This is a genomic window from Aeromicrobium sp. Root495, from assembly GCF_001426755.1.
Taxonomy (GTDB): domain Bacteria; phylum Actinomycetota; class Actinomycetes; order Propionibacteriales; family Nocardioidaceae; genus Aeromicrobium.
In genome coordinates this window covers 64,273-79,330 of sequence record NZ_LMFJ01000003.1, presented here as the reverse complement: position 1 = coordinate 79,330, position 15,058 = coordinate 64,273, and the positions used below count along the sequence as shown (strand labels likewise).

Annotated in this window: 15 protein-coding genes; 5 read left to right on the top strand and 10 right to left on the bottom strand. The window is 71.1% G+C overall.

Going from position 1 to position 15,058, the window contains the following annotated elements; translation table 11 throughout:
• The first annotated feature begins 134 nt into the window (after positions 1-134).
• Complete coding sequence (locus tag ASD11_RS17460) at positions 135-443, top strand: hypothetical protein (protein WP_056290702.1); 309 nt, start codon at positions 135-137, stop codon at positions 441-443.
• A 33-nt stretch (positions 444-476) separates the two neighbouring features.
• Here ASD11_RS17460 and ASD11_RS17455 read toward each other — a convergent pair whose 3' ends face one another.
• The 5 genes from ASD11_RS17455 to ASD11_RS17435 form a co-directional block, all read right to left on the bottom strand.
• The gene (locus tag ASD11_RS17455) at positions 477-2,066 is read right to left on the bottom strand and encodes a phytoene desaturase family protein (protein ID WP_056290699.1); all 1,590 of its coding nucleotides are present in this window, start codon (positions 2,064-2,066) and stop codon (positions 477-479) included.
• Positions 2,063-3,007, bottom strand: a complete 945-nt coding sequence (locus ASD11_RS17450) for an SDR family NAD(P)-dependent oxidoreductase (RefSeq protein WP_156464876.1) — start codon at positions 3,005-3,007, stop codon at positions 2,063-2,065. The genes ASD11_RS17455 and ASD11_RS17450 overlap by 4 nt, the downstream gene beginning before the upstream one ends.
• Complete coding sequence (locus ASD11_RS17445; RefSeq protein ID WP_056290692.1) at positions 3,004-4,185, bottom strand: zinc-dependent alcohol dehydrogenase; 1,182 nt, start codon at positions 4,183-4,185, stop codon at positions 3,004-3,006. Before ASD11_RS17445 ends, ASD11_RS17450 begins: the two co-directional genes overlap by 4 nt.
• Positions 4,186-4,237: 52 nt before the next feature.
• The gene (locus tag ASD11_RS17440; protein ID WP_056290690.1) at positions 4,238-4,678 is read right to left on the bottom strand and encodes an SRPBCC family protein; all 441 of its coding nucleotides are present in this window, start codon (positions 4,676-4,678) and stop codon (positions 4,238-4,240) included.
• Between the two features lie 220 nt (positions 4,679-4,898).
• Positions 4,899-6,452 (bottom strand): protein kinase domain-containing protein, encoded by a 1,554-nt coding sequence (locus tag ASD11_RS17435; protein WP_056290682.1) that lies wholly within the window; start codon positions 6,450-6,452, stop codon positions 4,899-4,901.
• A gap of 197 nt (positions 6,453-6,649) precedes the next feature.
• Between ASD11_RS17435 and ASD11_RS17430 the strand changes: the two genes are divergently transcribed.
• On the top strand, positions 6,650-7,351 hold the full coding sequence (locus tag ASD11_RS17430; RefSeq protein ID WP_056290679.1) for a GAF domain-containing protein: 702 nt from the start codon (positions 6,650-6,652) through the stop codon (positions 7,349-7,351).
• Positions 7,352-7,362: 11 nt separating this feature from the next.
• Here the strand turns inward: ASD11_RS17430 and ASD11_RS17425 are convergent, their stop codons facing one another.
• On the bottom strand, positions 7,363-8,778 hold the full coding sequence (locus tag ASD11_RS17425) for a sensor histidine kinase (RefSeq protein WP_156464875.1): 1,416 nt from the start codon (positions 8,776-8,778) through the stop codon (positions 7,363-7,365).
• The gene (locus tag ASD11_RS17420) at positions 8,772-9,461 is read right to left on the bottom strand and encodes a response regulator transcription factor (RefSeq protein ID WP_056290807.1); all 690 of its coding nucleotides are present in this window, start codon (positions 9,459-9,461) and stop codon (positions 8,772-8,774) included. Before ASD11_RS17420 ends, ASD11_RS17425 begins: the two co-directional genes overlap by 7 nt.
• Before the next feature lie 133 nt (positions 9,462-9,594).
• Between ASD11_RS17420 and ASD11_RS17415 the strand changes: the two genes are divergently transcribed.
• A complete protein-coding gene (locus ASD11_RS17415) occupies positions 9,595-10,059 on the top strand; it encodes a DUF2231 domain-containing protein (RefSeq protein ID WP_056290674.1) in 465 nt (154 codons plus the stop codon).
• Between the two features lie 28 nt (positions 10,060-10,087).
• On the opposite strand, the gene ASD11_RS17410 is transcribed toward ASD11_RS17415, so the two are convergent.
• The gene (locus ASD11_RS17410; RefSeq protein ID WP_056290672.1) at positions 10,088-12,241 is read right to left on the bottom strand and encodes an MMPL family transporter; all 2,154 of its coding nucleotides are present in this window, start codon (positions 12,239-12,241) and stop codon (positions 10,088-10,090) included.
• Between the two features lie 137 nt (positions 12,242-12,378).
• Here ASD11_RS17410 and ASD11_RS17405 point away from each other — a divergent pair, with 137 nt between their 5' ends.
• Together ASD11_RS17405 and ASD11_RS17400 are read left to right on the top strand one after the other, a co-directional pair.
• On the top strand, positions 12,379-12,780 hold the full coding sequence (locus ASD11_RS17405; protein WP_056290804.1) for a DUF302 domain-containing protein: 402 nt from the start codon (positions 12,379-12,381) through the stop codon (positions 12,778-12,780).
• On the top strand, positions 12,780-13,061 hold the full coding sequence (locus ASD11_RS17400) for a metal-sensitive transcriptional regulator (protein ID WP_235503403.1): 282 nt from the start codon (positions 12,780-12,782) through the stop codon (positions 13,059-13,061). Before ASD11_RS17405 ends, ASD11_RS17400 begins: the two co-directional genes overlap by 1 nt.
• Positions 13,062-13,089: 28 nt before the next feature.
• On the opposite strand, the gene ASD11_RS17395 is transcribed toward ASD11_RS17400, so the two are convergent.
• Both ASD11_RS17395 and ASD11_RS17390 read right to left on the bottom strand, forming a co-directional pair.
• Positions 13,090-13,620 carry a GNAT family N-acetyltransferase gene (locus ASD11_RS17395; RefSeq protein WP_235503402.1) on the bottom strand — a complete coding sequence of 177 codons (531 nt, stop codon included), beginning with the start codon at positions 13,618-13,620 and terminating at the stop codon, positions 13,090-13,092.
• A 54-nt stretch (positions 13,621-13,674) separates the two neighbouring features.
• Entirely contained in the window at positions 13,675-15,021 is a 1,347-nt protein-coding gene (locus ASD11_RS17390; protein ID WP_056290670.1) for an NAD(P)-binding domain-containing protein, read from the bottom strand.
• Between the last annotated feature and the right edge of the window lie 37 nt (positions 15,022-15,058).

Here is a 15,058-nt window from a genome sequence, read left to right as displayed (position 1 = left end):
CCCCGACGTCAGCGACGTACTGTCGAGGGATCGACCTGAGGGCCTGAGCACGTGGCCTCTCGTCGTGACGTGGGCCCTCGTGGCCGGTCTGTCGAGCAGCCGGCAGCGCGTCGACTTCTCCCGAGAGACTTCTCATGCACGAGCTCTCCAGCACCACGTCCCAGCGATCGGCCTCCTGGCTGGTCCTCATCTACCAGGCGCCGACGCACGCGTCCCAGCAGCGCATCCTGCAGCGGTTGACCGGCGTTGGCACGAGCGACCTCACGGTCCTCGGGGCAGCCAGCGGACCCGACGCCTTCGTGGTGGCCGAGTGCGCAGGTCCGCGCGAGCAGGCCCTCATCGACCAGGCGGTCGCCGAGGTCGAGCCCGCCGCGACTCTCGTGTACGCCTCCGCCCCCACCGGGCCGCTGGTCGCGATGGTGCGCGGCGACGACGTGCTCTGAGGTCTCGACGCCGTCTGCAGCGCGACGCACCGGTCAGCGCAGCAGGCCGCCCGTGAGCCGACGGACCCGGGTGTGGGCGAGGGCTGCGCGGGCCGCGTTCATGCCCGGTGCCCCGTGGACACCGCCGCCAGGGTGCGCCGAGGCGGAGCCCAGGTAGAGGCCGCGGATCGACGTCTCGGCCCGTCCCATCCCGGGGACCGGGCGGAAGATCAGCTCCTGGTGGAGCTGCGACGTGCCGCCGTTGATGGCACCGCCGAGCAGGTTGGCGTCGCGGGCCTCGAGCTCGTGCGGTCCGAGGACCCGACGCGCGATGATCCTGCTGCCGAACCCGGGCGCGAGCCGCTCGATACGTGCCTGCATGCGGTCGGCGAAGCGTTCGCACTCGTTGCGGTCCCAGACGCCGCGCAGACCGTCGGGCCCGGCGTCGGCCACGGCCTGCTGCGGCACGTGCGTGTAGGCCCAGAGGGACTCGGTGCCGGCCGGTGACCGGGTGGGGTCGGAGGTCGTCATCTGGCCAGCGAGCATGAACGGTGCGGCCGGGATGACGCGTCCGGCCACCTGGCCGTGCGCCTCCGTCATCTGCTCGACCGAGTCGGCCACGTGGAACGTCCCCACGGCATGGGGTGGAGCGCTGGCCCACGGCACGGGGCCGTCGAGCGCCCAGTCCACCTTCACGGTGGACGGGTCGATCTCGAACGACCTCATGCTGCGGGCCGTCCGCTCGGGCAGGTCCTCGAGGGCCACAAGGCCGCCGAACAGGTGCGGTGCGACGACGTCGGCCACCACCGCGTGACGGGCCGCGTACCGCTCGCCGTCGGCCGTGACGACGGCCGTGGCCCGCCGGTCGACGACCTCGACCCGGGTGACCTCGGCTCCGCAACGGACCTCTCCCCCGAGGGACTCGAGTCGACGCCTCAGCGCCTGCGTGAGCTCTCCCGCGCCGCCCTCCGGCACGGGGAACCCGACGGTCTGGCCCAGCATCGACATCAGGATGCCCATGAGGCCGGAGCCGGGCGCGTTCAGCGGGATGTCGGCGTGACCGGCGTTGCCGGCGATGACGAGCCGGGGACCCACGCCTCCGAACCGCGAGCGGCCCACCTCGCTGGCGGGGGTGAGCAGGGTCTTCACGAAGTCCAGGCCGCCCACGCTGCGCAGCCGGGCCAGGGCACCCACGCCGTGGCGGACCGGCGGGAAGGGCGAGAGCAGCGCCTTGACCATCTGGTCGCCGATCTTGTCCCACTGCTCACACAGGGCGATCCAGGCGTCGCCGTCGCCAGGCCAGGCCTGGTCGAAGAGGTCGGCGGTGATGGTGCGGTCGCGGTGCAGCACGGCCCAGCTGCCGTCGAGCTCCGGATGACCGAGCACCGCCGGAGCATGGCGCCAGACGAGTCCGTGCTCCTCGAGGTCGAAGGACCGGATGGTCGGCGAGGCGTGCGCGAGCGGGTAGAAGGCACTGAAGGTGTCGTGCACGAAGTCCGGGTGCACGTCGCGGGCGCTCTTGACCGCTCCGCCCACGTCCTCCTGTGCCTCGAGCACCAGGACCGACCAGCCCTGGTCGACCAGGTGGTTCGCGGCCACGAGGCCGTTGGGTCCGGCCCCGATGACCACTGCGTCGTGCGTCATCGGCTCGACCTGCTGCCGCTGAGCCCCGCCTTCACGTTGGCGGCGACACCCCGCACCAGCCCGCTCGCCGTGCCGCGCAGGGCGTTGCGCGACTCCTGCGACTCCAGGACGTTGCCCGGCGTCGGCTCCACCGGACGGGTCCCGTCGAGGGCGGCCAGCCGGAAGAGCGGGCCGACCAGCACGTCGAACACGCCCGGCATCGCGCTGAAGCCGAAGCGCATCACGCCGTTGGCGAGGCCGACCTGGGTGCGCTTCCTGCTGTGGCGCAGCTGCCGCAGTGCGGCGCCGGCCACCTTCTCCGGCGAGTCCACCGGCGGCGGGGGACGCCCCAGGAACCCGTCGTACGTGGCGGCCTGCTGGTAGATGGGCGTGTCGACCCCGCCCGGGGCGACGTAGGAGACGTGCACGTGCCGCAGGTCGCGGTTCTCGATCTGGAGCTGGCGCGCGAGGGCTCGCACGCCCCACTTGCTCACGACGTAGGGACTCATGGTCGGGACGGCGATGTGGCCGATGACCGATCCGATGAGGACGAGCGTCCCGTGCTCCTGCTCACGGAACCAGCGGACCGCGTGCCGGGAGACGTTGACCGAGCCGACGACGTTGGTGCGCAGCACGCCCTCGAAGACGTCGGGCGGGACCTCCTCGGTCCGTCCGTACGCCACCACACCGGCCGCGTGGATCACTGCGTCCAGACCTCCGTGGCGAGTGCTGACCTCGGCGAAGCAGCTCGCCACCTCGGCGTCCGAGCCGACGTCGGCAGGAACCACGAGGACGGAGGCGGCGCCGGCTGCACGCGCCTCGTCCGCTGCGGACTCGAGGGCGTTGCGCCCCCGAGCCACCAGCACGACGTGGTGACCGGCCGCAGCGGCCTGGACCACTGCTGCTCGCCCGATGCCGCTCGACGCCCCCGTGACGAGGACGACCTTCGGCTCGGACGTCACGGCTTCAGCACGACCTTGATGCAGCCGTCCTGCTTCTTCTGGAACATCGAGTAGGCGCCCGGCGCCTCGCTGAGCGGCAGACGGTGCGTCGCGAGCGACTCCGTGCCGAGGACGTCGGCGTCCTGCTCCAGGACCTTCGCGATGTCGTCGGTCCAGCGCTTCACGTGGCACTGGCCCAGGCGCATCGTGATGCCGCGGTCGAACATCTCCATGAGCGGCATGGGGTCGACCTCGCCGCCGTACACGCCGCTCACCGAGACGGTGCCGCCGCGGCGCACCGACTTGATGGCCGTGGTCAGTGCTTCCAGACGGTCGATCGCGAGCCGGTCGATGACGGGCTTGGCCACCTTGTCGGGCAGGAGACCGGCCGCCGAGATGGCCTTCTCGGCCACGGGGTTGCCGTGCGACTCCATGCCCACGGCGTCGACGGTCCCGTCGGCGCCACGTCCCTGCGTGAGGTCGAGGACCGCGGAGGCGACGTCGTCGACCTCGTCGAGGTCGATCACCTCGAAGCCCCAGGACTGCGCCAGGTCGAGGCGCTCGGGGACGCGGTCGATGCCGATCACGCGGACGCCGGCGTTCTTGGCGATGCGGGCCGTCATCTGGCCGATCGGGCCGAGACCGAACACGGCGAGGGTCTGACCCTCCGAGACGTCGGCGAAGGCGAAGGCCTGCCACGCGGTGGGCAGGACGTCGGAGACGTAGAGGTACCGCTCGTCCGAGACCCCCTCCGGCACCTTGACGGGTCCGAACTGCGCCTGCGGGACACGCAGGTACTCGGCCTGGCCGCCAGGCACGGCGCCGTACATGTCGGTGTAGCCGAAGAGCGAGGCGCCCTTGCCGTACTTGGTGACCTGCGTGGTCTCACACTGCGCGAACAGCCCGCGGGAGCACATCCAGCAGTGGCCGCAGGAGATGTTGAACGGCACGACGACGCGGTCGCCGACCTTGAGGTCGCCTGCGTCGGGCCCGACCTCCTCGACGATGCCCATCGTCTCGTGCCCGAGGACGTCGCCGGGGTGGAGGTACGGTCCCAGGATCTTGTAGAGGTGCAGGTCCGAGCCGCAGATGGCCGTGGACGTCACCTTGATGATCGCGTCGTTCGGGTGCTCGATGCGGGGGTCGGGGACCTCCTCCACCGAGACGTTCTCGGTGCCTTGCCAGGTCAGTGCCTTCATGCGCTTCTCCTCGTTCGGTTCTCGGGCGGGCAGAGCGGACGGCTGGGGGCCGTCACTGCTGCGGACGGTTCTCGACGACGTACGCCAGGCGGCGCAGCGTCTCGACGTTGCGCCACTTGATGGCCGGGCTCGTGAGGGCAGGCGGCACCACGGCGCCGGGGCCCGCCGTGGGGACCTCCTCGATGGAGATCTCGCTCTGGCTGCCCACCGCGCTGATCACCAGCTCGACGTGGGCCTCCCCCAGCGGCCAGCCCTTCGCCCGAAGCTTGATGCGGTGGCCGGGGACGGACTCCAGGACGACGGTCTCGTCGTCGATGAGGGCGGGCCAGACACCCACCGAGTGCTGGATGGCACTGCCGGGCTCGGGCCAGGAGGGGTCGACGCCGCGGATGCGGGACGCTCCCACGACCCACAGCGGGTACAGCCATCCGTCGGCCAGCACCGACCACACCTGGTCGGGCGTCGCGTTGACGGTTCGGGTGTTGATGGTCATGCGGCAGGAGTACCCCTCCGGCTGCTGGTCAACCGCGGACGTCCAGCACGCAGCGCGGCTCGGGGGGCATCCGCTGCAGCCCGGGTCGCGGACCGACGACGTCGAACGGGACCTCGGCCAGGCGCGGACACAGCGTCATGAGCACGGCGAGCACATGTCGTCGCCCTGGCACCGGTGACCACCCCGGGTGCGATCGCGCAGGCCGTCGGAAGACGGTGCGCTACTTCTTCCGGCCCTTGCCCTTGCCCTTCGCCTTGCCCTTCGAGCTGCCCTGCTTGGCTTTCTTGCTGCTCGACGCCTCACCTTGCGCGGTCGCCCGCGACGAGCCCGTGGTGCTGACCACCGTCGGCTGCGCCATGGCGACGGCGACCTCCAACGTGATGGTCGCGCCGTCGGGAACACGGCCGGTCTTGTCGAGCGACACGACCTTGCCTACCCCAGTCGCCCGGGGGACGTCGACGCGCGAGACCACCAGCCCCAGCTTCGTGAGCCGCGCCGCGGCGGCCTCGAACTCGGCGCCCACGACTCCCCGGGCACCGACCGCGACCTTCCCGGACGCGACGACCACAGCGACGCGGCCACTCTCCGGCAGGTCCGTCCCGGCCGCGGGCGACTGCCGCACGACGAGCCCGGCCGGCGAGCCCGGGTGGTCCACGATCTTGCGCCGGACTTCCATCCCCTCGTCGTCGAGGCGGTTGGAGGCGGAGACGACGTCGAGTCCCACGACGTCGGGCACCGGCAGTCGCTCGGCGCGAAGCTGGTCCACCCCGGCGAAGACGAGCAGGGCGGTCACCAGACCCACGCCGGAGAAGACGGCGGTCCGCCGTCGCGATCGATGGCGCAGCGGCGCCATCGTCGTCGCGGTGCGTTGGGGATCGAGAACGGCCCGTCGATGGACGGCTGCGAGTGCCGGGGGGACGTCGATCGAGGCGTCGGCGCCGACCTCGGCCGCCTCGGCGGCCACGGCGGCGGCGTCGGCAGGCCGGTCGTACGGGCTCTTCGTCGTGAGACGGGCCACGAGCTCGGTCACCCCCGCCGGCACCGACGGCGGGAGCTCGGGCAGGTCGTCGTTCAGGTGGGCGAGCGCCGTGGCCACCTGGCTCTCCCTGCGGAAGGGGGAGGTCCCGCTGAGGCAGTGATGAGCCACCACGCCCAGGCCGTAGAGGTCCGAAGCAGGCGTCGCCGCGCGGCCTGCCGCCTGCTCGGGGCTCAGGTAGTCCACCGTGCCCACCAGCGCGCCGGTCGCGGTGAGCGGCTCGCTGTCGTCGGAGCGAGCGATGCCGAAGTCGACGAGCACGGTCCGACCGGCCGCGGTGAGCATGATGTTGGCGGGCTTGAGGTCGCGGTGGACGACCCCGGCCGCGTGTGCGGCCGCCAGCGCCTCGGCCACCTGGACCACCACCGACATCACCTGGTGGGGTGACATCGGCCCCTGCTCACGCAGCAGCTCCGCGAGGCTCCGCCCATCGACGTGCTCCATCACGATGAAGGACGTACCGGGATGGGTCGCGCTCTCCTCCGAGAAGTCGAAGACCTGGGCCACCCCCGGGTGGAGGATGCCGGCCGCAAGGTGAGCCTCGCTCCGCATCCGGGACCGCGAGACGGGATCGTGCGAGGCGCGGAGGACCTTCACGGCGACCCTGCGCTCCAGGCGGACGTCCTCGGCCACGTAGACCGCACCCATGCCGCCCGAGCCGATGACGTTGCCCAGCAGGTATCGGCCCTCGAGCAGCTCACCGGTCAGGTCGCCGGCTCCGTTCGACACATCGATCACCGCGGGGGCCGGTGGTCAGCGTGGTTCATGGACATGCCCTTCCAGCACCGCCCACAGCCGATCGGCGCGGGGTCGTCAGGAAGTACCCCCGCCCTCCATCGCCAAACGCGGCGACGTGAACGTCGTGCGTGCATCATTCCGGTCACCGATGGGTACATGTCGCGTGGAACCGCACGCACGGCAGGGAGAAGAGAACCGTGAAGCCGATCGAGGAGACCCAGCAGGTCCTGGACGACCTGGCCACCTATGGCGACGAGGGGACCCTGGCCCAGCTCAGCGAGATGAGCGACCTCATCCGTCAGATCGTCCCGGAGTGCGTGGGCCTGAGCGTCTGCATGGTCGACACCGGCATCACCTTCACCCTCGTGGCCACGGACGAGGAGATCGCAGCCCTCGACGCCGTGCAGTACCTGGACGGCGGGCCCTGCCTGGACGCCGTCGAGACCCGCCAGATCATCACCGCGCCAGCCGGCGACGCCCTCGCTCTCGACGAAGACATCTGGCTGATGCACGCCCAGGCGACGGCGGCCGTCGGCATCCGGAGCACCATGTCCATCCCGCTCAACGAGGATGACGAGGTCGTCGGCGGCATCAATCTGTACGCGTCCACGCCCCACGCGTTCGACGAGCAGGTCGAGGTGCTCGCCCGGGCCCTGGGCAGCTCGGCCGCCGAGGCGGTCCGCAACGCCGACCTCACCTTCGGGACCCGGGAGCAGGCCCGACTCGGTCCCACCCACCTCGACGAGTACGACCAGGTCAACCGCGCCGTGGGTGCCCTCGTCCACGCCCGCGGGATCGAGTCAGGGTCGGCGCGGAAGGTCCTCCGCGACGCGGCGGCTCGCGCCGGTCTCAGCGAGGGCCAGGTCGCCCGGGCCGTGCTGGGGCTTCTCGCGGACTGAACCGGCCTCCCTCACGGTTGAGCAGCTCCGTCAGCACCGTGCTGGGGTGACCCCGCCGTGGGCAAGGTGATTCGGACCATCGTGGTCCCGTCCACACGGCCCACCTCGATCGTTCCGCCGACCGCCTCGGTCGTCGACCGGGCGATGTCGAGCCCGAGCCCACTCGAGCCACGGTCGCTCTGCCCCCGCGAGATCGCGCCGGAAGGGATTCCCGGGCCGTCGTCGTGCACCTCGATCGCCACGTCCTCGGGCCCGGGGACGAGCCGCAACCCGAAGGGTGTGCCCTCAGGTGTGTGGGCCATGACGTTCTCGAGCAAGGCGTCGATCGTGGTCGCGAGGTCGTCGGCCGAAGACCTGACCCAGGACTCCCCGCCGGCCACGTCGACCGTGACCGCCCGCTCCTGGTCCTCCGCCAGCGGGGTCCAGAACTCGAGGCGCTCGCGGACCACCGCCGCGGCGTCTGCGCGCGGATGGACGCCCTCGCGCTGCGGTCGGCGGGCCGCGCGGATGACCTGGGTGAGAGTGCGCTGCAAGGACGCGACGTGCTGCTCGAGCTCGACCTTGCGTTCACTCGCCGGAAGCGCCTCGACGCCGAGTCGGACGGCCGTGAGCGGGGTTCGCAGCCGGTGCGAGAGGTCGGCGGTCGACTCGCGCTCCGTGGTGAGCAGCTCGTCGATGCGACCGGCCAGGGCGTTGAGCTCGACCGCGACCTGTGCGACCTCAGCGGGTCCTTCCTCCGGTGCGCGAGCCGCGAGGTCGCCGGCACTCAACCGACCCGCCGTGTCCGCCGTCCGACGCAACGGTCGGACCAGACGGCGCGAGGTGACCTCGGCGGCCGCACCCGCGAGCAGCAGCAGCCCGAGCGCTGCGACCCCCACCAGGGCGTACCGCGTCCGTACCGAGGAGAAGATCACCGAGTTGTCGACCGAGGCCACGACACGCGCCTGGCCATCCCCGTCGTCGGCCAGGATCTCGACGAGCCGGCCGTCGTCCACCGAGATCGTGCGGGCGTCGCTCACGAAGCCGAGGTTGTCGGCGTCGCCGTCGCCGTCGCCCCTCTGGTCGCCGTCGCCGTCGGCGTCGATGGCCCGTCCGCCGTCACGTGTCGCCGACTTCAGCGCTGCACTGGAGAGACCGGCGCCCAGGACGTCTCCGTCGGACATCACGATCGTCACCGGCCAGCTCGTGCGGCCATTGACCCGCTTGAGGTACTGGTCGAGGACCTGGTCGTCGTACGTGCCGGAGCTCAGGTAGTCGGAGACGTTCTGGGCCGCGTACGTGGCCTCACGCTCGGCGTCGTCGTAGGCGGCAGATCGCAGGAGCAGCGCCAGGGGGACCGCGGCCAGGAGGATCACCAGACCGGCGATCCCGACGGCCAGGAGCAGCACGCGGCCACGCAGGCTCGCCAGGCCGGGAATCGTCACCACGGTTCCGGAGCCACGAGCTTCACGCCGACCCCACGGACACTCACGATGTAGCGCGGCTCCGCCGCCGACTCCCCGAGCTTGCGTCGCAGCCAGGACAGGTGGACGTCGACGGTCCGGTCGGCGCCGCCCCACGGAAGCTGCCACACCTCGGCCAGGATCTTGGGCTTCGAGAGCACTTCGCCGGTGTGCTGCATGAGGACGTGCAGGAGGTCGAACTCCTTGCGGGTGAGATCGACGGCAACGCCGTCCACGTGCACCGCGTGCCCGACGGGGTCGAGGCTCAGTCCGCCCACGGTGAGCGTCCGCTCCTCCGCGGGGGGTGGCGTGGCACGGCGCAGGACGGCCCGGATGCGTGCGTCGATCTGCGCGGCCGAGAACGGCTTGACGACGTAGTCGTCGGCGCCGGCATGCAGCAGCCGGACGACCTCGCGCTCGTCGTCGCGGGCGGTGGCGACGATGACGGGGGCGGAGCCGAGAGCCTGGCTCATGGTGAGGACAGCCGTCCCGTCGATGTCGGGCAGGCCGAGGTCGAGCAGGATCACGTCGGGCTGGTTGGCGGAGAGGGACGAGATGGCTTCGGCGCCGGTACGCGCCGCCGTGACCGCATGACCCAGCTGTGCCAGGCCGCGTGTCAGGGCGGAGCGGATCGCGTCGTCGTCCTCCACGAGCAGCACCTGCACCATGCCGCCACAGTAGTGGCGCATTTCGCGCCCACCGAGCGACTTGAGGTCCTCTTAACAGTCGCTTGGGTTGAGCACGATCCTTCGGCTGCCAGCGTCGGTCAGGTCAACGACCCGCACGATCTCGAGGAGCTCCATGTTCGACCTGATTGACGGACTGCCCTGGCACCCCCTGGTGGTGCACGCCGTCGTGGTGCTGCTGCCTCTCGCGGTGCTGGGCACCATCCTCATCGCTGTTGTCCCCCGCTGGCGGCGTCCTTACGGGCCGCTCGTCGTGGCCGCCGCAGCCGTCGCGACCGCTCTCGTGCCCGTGGCCACCTCGAGCGGCGAGGCCCTCGAGAAGCACGTGGGCGATCCCGGCGAGCACGCCGAGCTGGGCGACCAGCTGATCTGGTTCGCGGTGCCGCTGCTCGTCCTCACCCTCGCGCTCGTGGTGCTCGAGCGAAGGTCAGGAGCCGGCGCTCGACGGGGGTTGGTCGCCGGGGTCGCGGTCCTGGCCGTCATCGCCTCGCTCGCCACGGCAGTGCAGGTATATCGCGTCGGCGAGTCCGGAGCTCGAGCCGCGTGGGCCGACCGGGTCTCGTCGAGCGCCGGCCGCTGAACCGCGGCCCCGGACCCGTTCCCGGTCCTCAGCCGTGGGCGAAGGTGATGTTCGGCAGCAGACGTCCCAACCAGGCCGGGACGTACCAGGCAGCGTGGCCGGTCAGGCGCAGCAGCACGGGAAGAAGGACGAGGCGCACGAGGAACGCGTCGAGAAGAACCGCGACGCCCAGCACGACGCCCATCTCCTTGGGCGGCAAGGGCCCTGACAGGGCGAAGGTGAAGAACACGGCGACCATCACGGCTCCTGCTGCGAAGATGACACGCCCTGAGTGCGCGAGCGCACCGACCATCGCTTCCTTCGGGTCGCCAGATCGTTCGTAGTGCTCCTTCGCCGAGGCGAGCAGGAACACGGTGTAGTCCATGGCGATCGCGAAGATCATGGCGAAGAAGAACACGGGCGCCCACGCGTCGAGGAAGCCCTGGGGCTCGAAGCCGAGCAGCCCGGCACCCCAACCCTCCTGGAACACGAGGCGCGCGACCCCGAACGCAGCGGCGGTGGAGAGCAGGCTCACCAGGGTCCCGAGCAGCGAGATCAGCGGAGCCTGCAGCGTGACGAGCAGGAGGAGGAAGCCCAGGGCGAGGATGACGCCGATCACGAGAGGTGTGGAGTCGTCGAGCTGGGACTTGAGGTCCAGGTTCTCGACCGCCGCGCCGCCGACGTAGGCCGTGTCGGGAAGGTCGGCGCGCAGACGTTGAACCGTGTCGGCCAGGCCGGGGTCTGACGGGTCGACGGTGGGCACCGCCTGAAGCATCGCGAGTCCCGAGTCGTCGGCAGCGCTCTGAGCCGGCATCGCCGCGACGATGCCGCCGTCGGACTGGACGACGGCCATGGCCTCGGCGGCTTCCTGCTCGGCCACGACGATCTGGAGGGTGCCAGGCGCACCGTCGCCGAACTCCTTCTGGACGCGGTCGTAGCCGACCCGGGCCGAGGCGTCCTCAGGCAGGACCTTGATCGACGGCATGGCCGTGGACAGACCGACGACGGGCGCGGCCAGCGCAAGCAGGATGACGAGCGAAGCAGCACCCCAGACCAGGGGACGCCGCCACAGCCGCTCACCCCAGGCCGCGAAGCGCGGTGAACGATGCTCCCCGGTCGTGGCCCAGGGCAGGGAGAGCTTGTTGATGCGGTGGTCGAGCGTGAACAGGACCAGCGGCAGAAGGGTGAGGGTGGCTCCGAGGACGAAGACGACCGAGAGCATGATGCCGCCGGCCATCGAGCGGAACGACGGGGAGGGGACCAGCATCACGGCCGACAGCGACACCAGGACGGTCAGCCCGGACAGCAGGACGGCCTTGCCGGCGGTGTCCATCGTCTCGGCGACGGCGTCGCGTGCCGAGAGGCCCGCGCCCATACGAGCGGCCCGGTAGCGGACGACGAGGAACAGGGCGTAGTCGATGCCCAGGGCGAGGGCGAACATCATCGCGAAGTTCATCGCCCAGATCGACACGGGCACCAGCTCGTTGATGAGCACCAGCGAGCCGGCCGAGGCGACGAGTCCTGCGAGGGTCAGCAGCAGTGGGAGGCCAGCTGCCACCAGTGCACCGAAGGCGAGCACGAGGATGGCCAGGGTGACCGGCCAGGACACCATCTCCGACTTCAGCATCGCGTCCAGGTTGGCCTCGTTGAAGTCCGACCACAGCAGGGATGATCCGGTCGGGTTCACCTCGATGCCGTCGCCGGAGAGCCGCTGCAGCGGTCCCTTGAGCTCTGTCGCGACACGCACCATCTCGTTGGTGTCGGCACCCGCACCGGCCAGGACGATGGCCGTCGATCCGTCCTGGCTCAGCGTCGCTCCGGACCGCGGCGCCAGCACGTCGGCGATGCGGGGGTCGGACTCGAGCCGGGAGGTCACCTCGGCCAGCACCTCGGCTCCTCGACCTCCCGTGACCGGACCGTCGTCGCTGTGGACGACGACCTGGATGGCGGAGGACGAGTTGCCGCCGAAGTGCTGACGAGCCAGCTCGCGAGCTGCGACCGACTCTGAGCCGTCGGCCTGCCAGCCGGCGCCGGAGAGGTTCTGCTCGACCTTGGGCGCGAACCCGCCCAGACCGATCACGACGAGCAGCCACGCGACCGTGACCAGTCGGGCATGGAGCGTGACCCAGACACCCAGACGCCCGAGGGCGCCCGGGCCCGGCGAAGCATCACGTCGGGTGTGGGGGCTGGTGGTCGCGGCCATGGGTCCTCCGTCTTGCATCGCGTTCACGGGATCTTTTATCCCCCCGGGGGGATGCGGCCGAACGTAGCATAACCCCCCGGGGGGATGTACAGTCGTCCTTGAACGCACCTCTCCAGGTGCCGACCGAGGAGGACCTGGTGCCAGACCTGACCATCAAGATCGCCACCGACCGGGGGTACGACGAGACCGTCGCCCTGGTGCGCGCCGAGCTCGGCGAGGTGGGCTTCGGCGTGCTGACCGAGATCGACGTCCAGGCCACGCTCAAGGCCAAGATCGACGTGGACGTCGACTCGCAGATCATCCTGGGTGCGTGCCGCCCACAGCTCGCGCACGCGGCGATGCAGGCCGACCCGTCCATCGCGGCGATGCTGCCGTGCAACGTCGTCGTCCGCAGCGTCGGCGACCAGACCGTGGTCGAGGCGTTCGACCCCATGGCCATGACGGCGATGTCGCCGGAAGCGCCGAAGGCCCTGCACGACATCGCGCAGGACGCCCGCCAGCGGCTGACCGCGGCGCTCGAGACCGTGAGGACCGCCTGATGCCCGACGCAGCCGCCATGGGACTCGAGCCCGCTGAGATCAAGGCCATCATCACCCGCATGAAGCGCGCCCATGGCCACCTCGGAAGCGTCATCCGCATGATGGAGGAGGGATCTGACTGCGAGTCCGTCCTCACCCAGCTGGCGGCCGTCAACAAGGCCCTGTCACGGGCCGGCTACGCGATCGTCGCCACGGGGATGCAGCACTGCCTGACCGAGGGGGACGGCCCGGGCGGCGTCGACGCCAAGAAGATGGAGAAGCTGTTCCTCGCCCTGGCGTGAGGTGGGCCGAGGAGCACTCGGGAGCAGGTCAGGCGGGCCCGGCGAGACCAACCACACCGCTACGGCGCTCCACGAGAACCGTGTCACGCCACGCTCCTGCGGCCGGCCCGACGATCGCCCGGGCCACGCGCTCGCGCGTCCCGACGACCCGGAAGCCATGACGGGCGTGAAGCCTCAGGCTCGCCTCGTTCTCGGGGAAGATGCTGGACTGGATGGTCCAGATGCCCGCCTGCTCGGTCGACTCGACGAACGCCTCGAGGAGCTGGCGCCCGATCCCGCGACCCTGCGCGGCAGGACTCACGTAGACCGAGTGCTCCACGACGCCCGCGTAGACCGCACGACTCGAGACGCTCGCACAGGCTGCCCACCCGAGCACGCGTCGGTCACGATGGACGGCGACGAGTCGATGCTCATCCCGCCTGGAGCCGTCGAAGTCCTTCCAGGTGGGTGTCGAGGCCTCGAAGGTCGCGTGGCCGGCCTCGATGCCGGCGGCGTAGATCGCCTCGACCTGGGGCCAGTCCTCGGGAGCCATCTGGACGATGACGACGTCGTCGCTCACCCGGCCATCATCCTTGCCTGGGCAAGGGTGCTTCCAGACCCTGGGACGTGATCGTCACGACGTCCCGAGTCCGCCGAGAGAGATGAGCTCGGGCCCGGCCGTCGGGGCGCAGCAGCTGCCGCCCTCCGCGGCCTCGTCGTCGAACGTCCCGGCGCCGCCGCAGACTCCGGTGTCGGGGAGCGTCAGCTCGACGCGCGCCGCGGCCTCGAGATCACCGGCGATGGCGGCCGCGACGGAGCGGGTCTGCTCGAAGCCCGTGAGAGCCAGGAACGACGTCGCCCGCCCGTAGGACTTCATGCCCACGAGGAAGAAGCTGCTCTCGGGCTGGGCCAGCTCCTTGGCGCCGTGGGGGTAGACCGTGCCGCAGGAGTGCTCGTTGGGATCAATGAGCGGCGCGAGGTCTCGCGGGGCCTGCAGGACCGGGTCGAGGTCGAGACGGATCTCGGAGAGCATGTCGAGGTCCGGACGGAACCCGGTGAGCACGATGACCTGGTCCACGCCGGTGACCGCCTGGCCGTCGAACGACGTGATGGTCAACGAGCCGGAGTCGTCGCCGGTGACCGACGCCGTGCGGAAGCCGTTGAGGGTCGCGACCGGGCCGGCATCGACAGCAGCCTTGGCCTGCTCACCGAGGGCGCCCCGCTCGGGAAGCTCGTCCTGGCCGCTGCCCGCGAAGGCCTCCCCCACGCTCGCTCGGCGGACGAGCCAGGTGATCCGGGTGTCCGGGGCCTCCTTGGCCAGAGCGGTGAGACCGATCAGCGCGCCCTTGGCAGAGGCACCCGTGCCGGCCACCACGACGTGCTTGCCTGCGTACCGGGCGCGGACCTCACCGTCGCGCAGGTCCGGGATCCGGTAGCTGATCCGGGCAGCGGCCTCGCGCTCCCCGATGGCCGGGACGCCGTCGCCACCCAGCGGGTTGGGGCCACTCCAGGTGCCGGAGGCATCGACGACAGCGCGAGCCAGGACGTGCTCGGCGCCGGATCCGGTCCGGACGTGCACGGTGAACGGCGCGTCCTCGCGGCCAGAGCTCACCAGCCGGTCGCGCGACTGCTTGGCCACGGAGGTCACCGTGACGCCGTACCGCACGGACTCGCCGAGCGCGTCGGCCAGGGGCCGCAGGTAGGACCCGACCCAGTCGGCGCCCGTGGGGTGACGGGCCGGATGAGGCGCGGACCACCCCGCCGCGGACAGCAGCTTCTCGGCTGCGGGGTCGATCAGCTCCGACCACGCGGAGAACAGGCGGACATGACCCCACTCCGAGACGGCCGCGCCGGCCGAGGGACCTGTCTCCAGCACGACCACCGGCACGTTGCGGGCGCGCAGATGAGCGGCAGCAGCGAGGCCCGATGGCCCCGCTCCGATGACGACGACGGGCAGGTCCTGGACGGTCGGGGCGGTCATGAGTGGTGCACTCCTCGTTCAACAAGCCATTGACATT

Bases quoted from the DNA above. Each gene is read 5' to 3' on its own strand.
- ASD11_RS17445 (WP_056290692.1), bottom strand. From the start codon at position 4,185: ATGAAGGCACTGACCTGGCAAGGCACCGAGAACGTCTCGGTGGAGGAG.
- ASD11_RS17460 (WP_056290702.1), top strand. From the start codon at position 135: ATGCACGAGCTCTCCAGCACCACGTCCCAGCGATCGGCCTCCTGGCTG.
- ASD11_RS17415 (WP_056290674.1), top strand. From the start codon at position 9,595: ATGTTCGACCTGATTGACGGACTGCCCTGGCACCCCCTGGTGGTGCAC.
- ASD11_RS17390 (WP_056290670.1), bottom strand. From the start codon at position 15,021: ATGACCGCCCCGACCGTCCAGGACCTGCCCGTCGTCGTCATCGGAGCG.
- ASD11_RS17420 (WP_056290807.1), bottom strand. From the start codon at position 9,461: ATGGTGCAGGTGCTGCTCGTGGAGGACGACGACGCGATCCGCTCCGCC.
- ASD11_RS17410 (WP_056290672.1), bottom strand. From the start codon at position 12,241: ATGGCCGCGACCACCAGCCCCCACACCCGACGTGATGCTTCGCCGGGC.
- ASD11_RS17455 (WP_056290699.1), bottom strand. From the start codon at position 2,066: ATGACGCACGACGCAGTGGTCATCGGGGCCGGACCCAACGGCCTCGTG.
- ASD11_RS17440 (WP_056290690.1), bottom strand. From the start codon at position 4,678: ATGACCATCAACACCCGAACCGTCAACGCGACGCCCGACCAGGTGTGG.
- ASD11_RS17400 (WP_235503403.1), top strand. From the start codon at position 12,780: ATGCCCGACGCAGCCGCCATGGGACTCGAGCCCGCTGAGATCAAGGCC.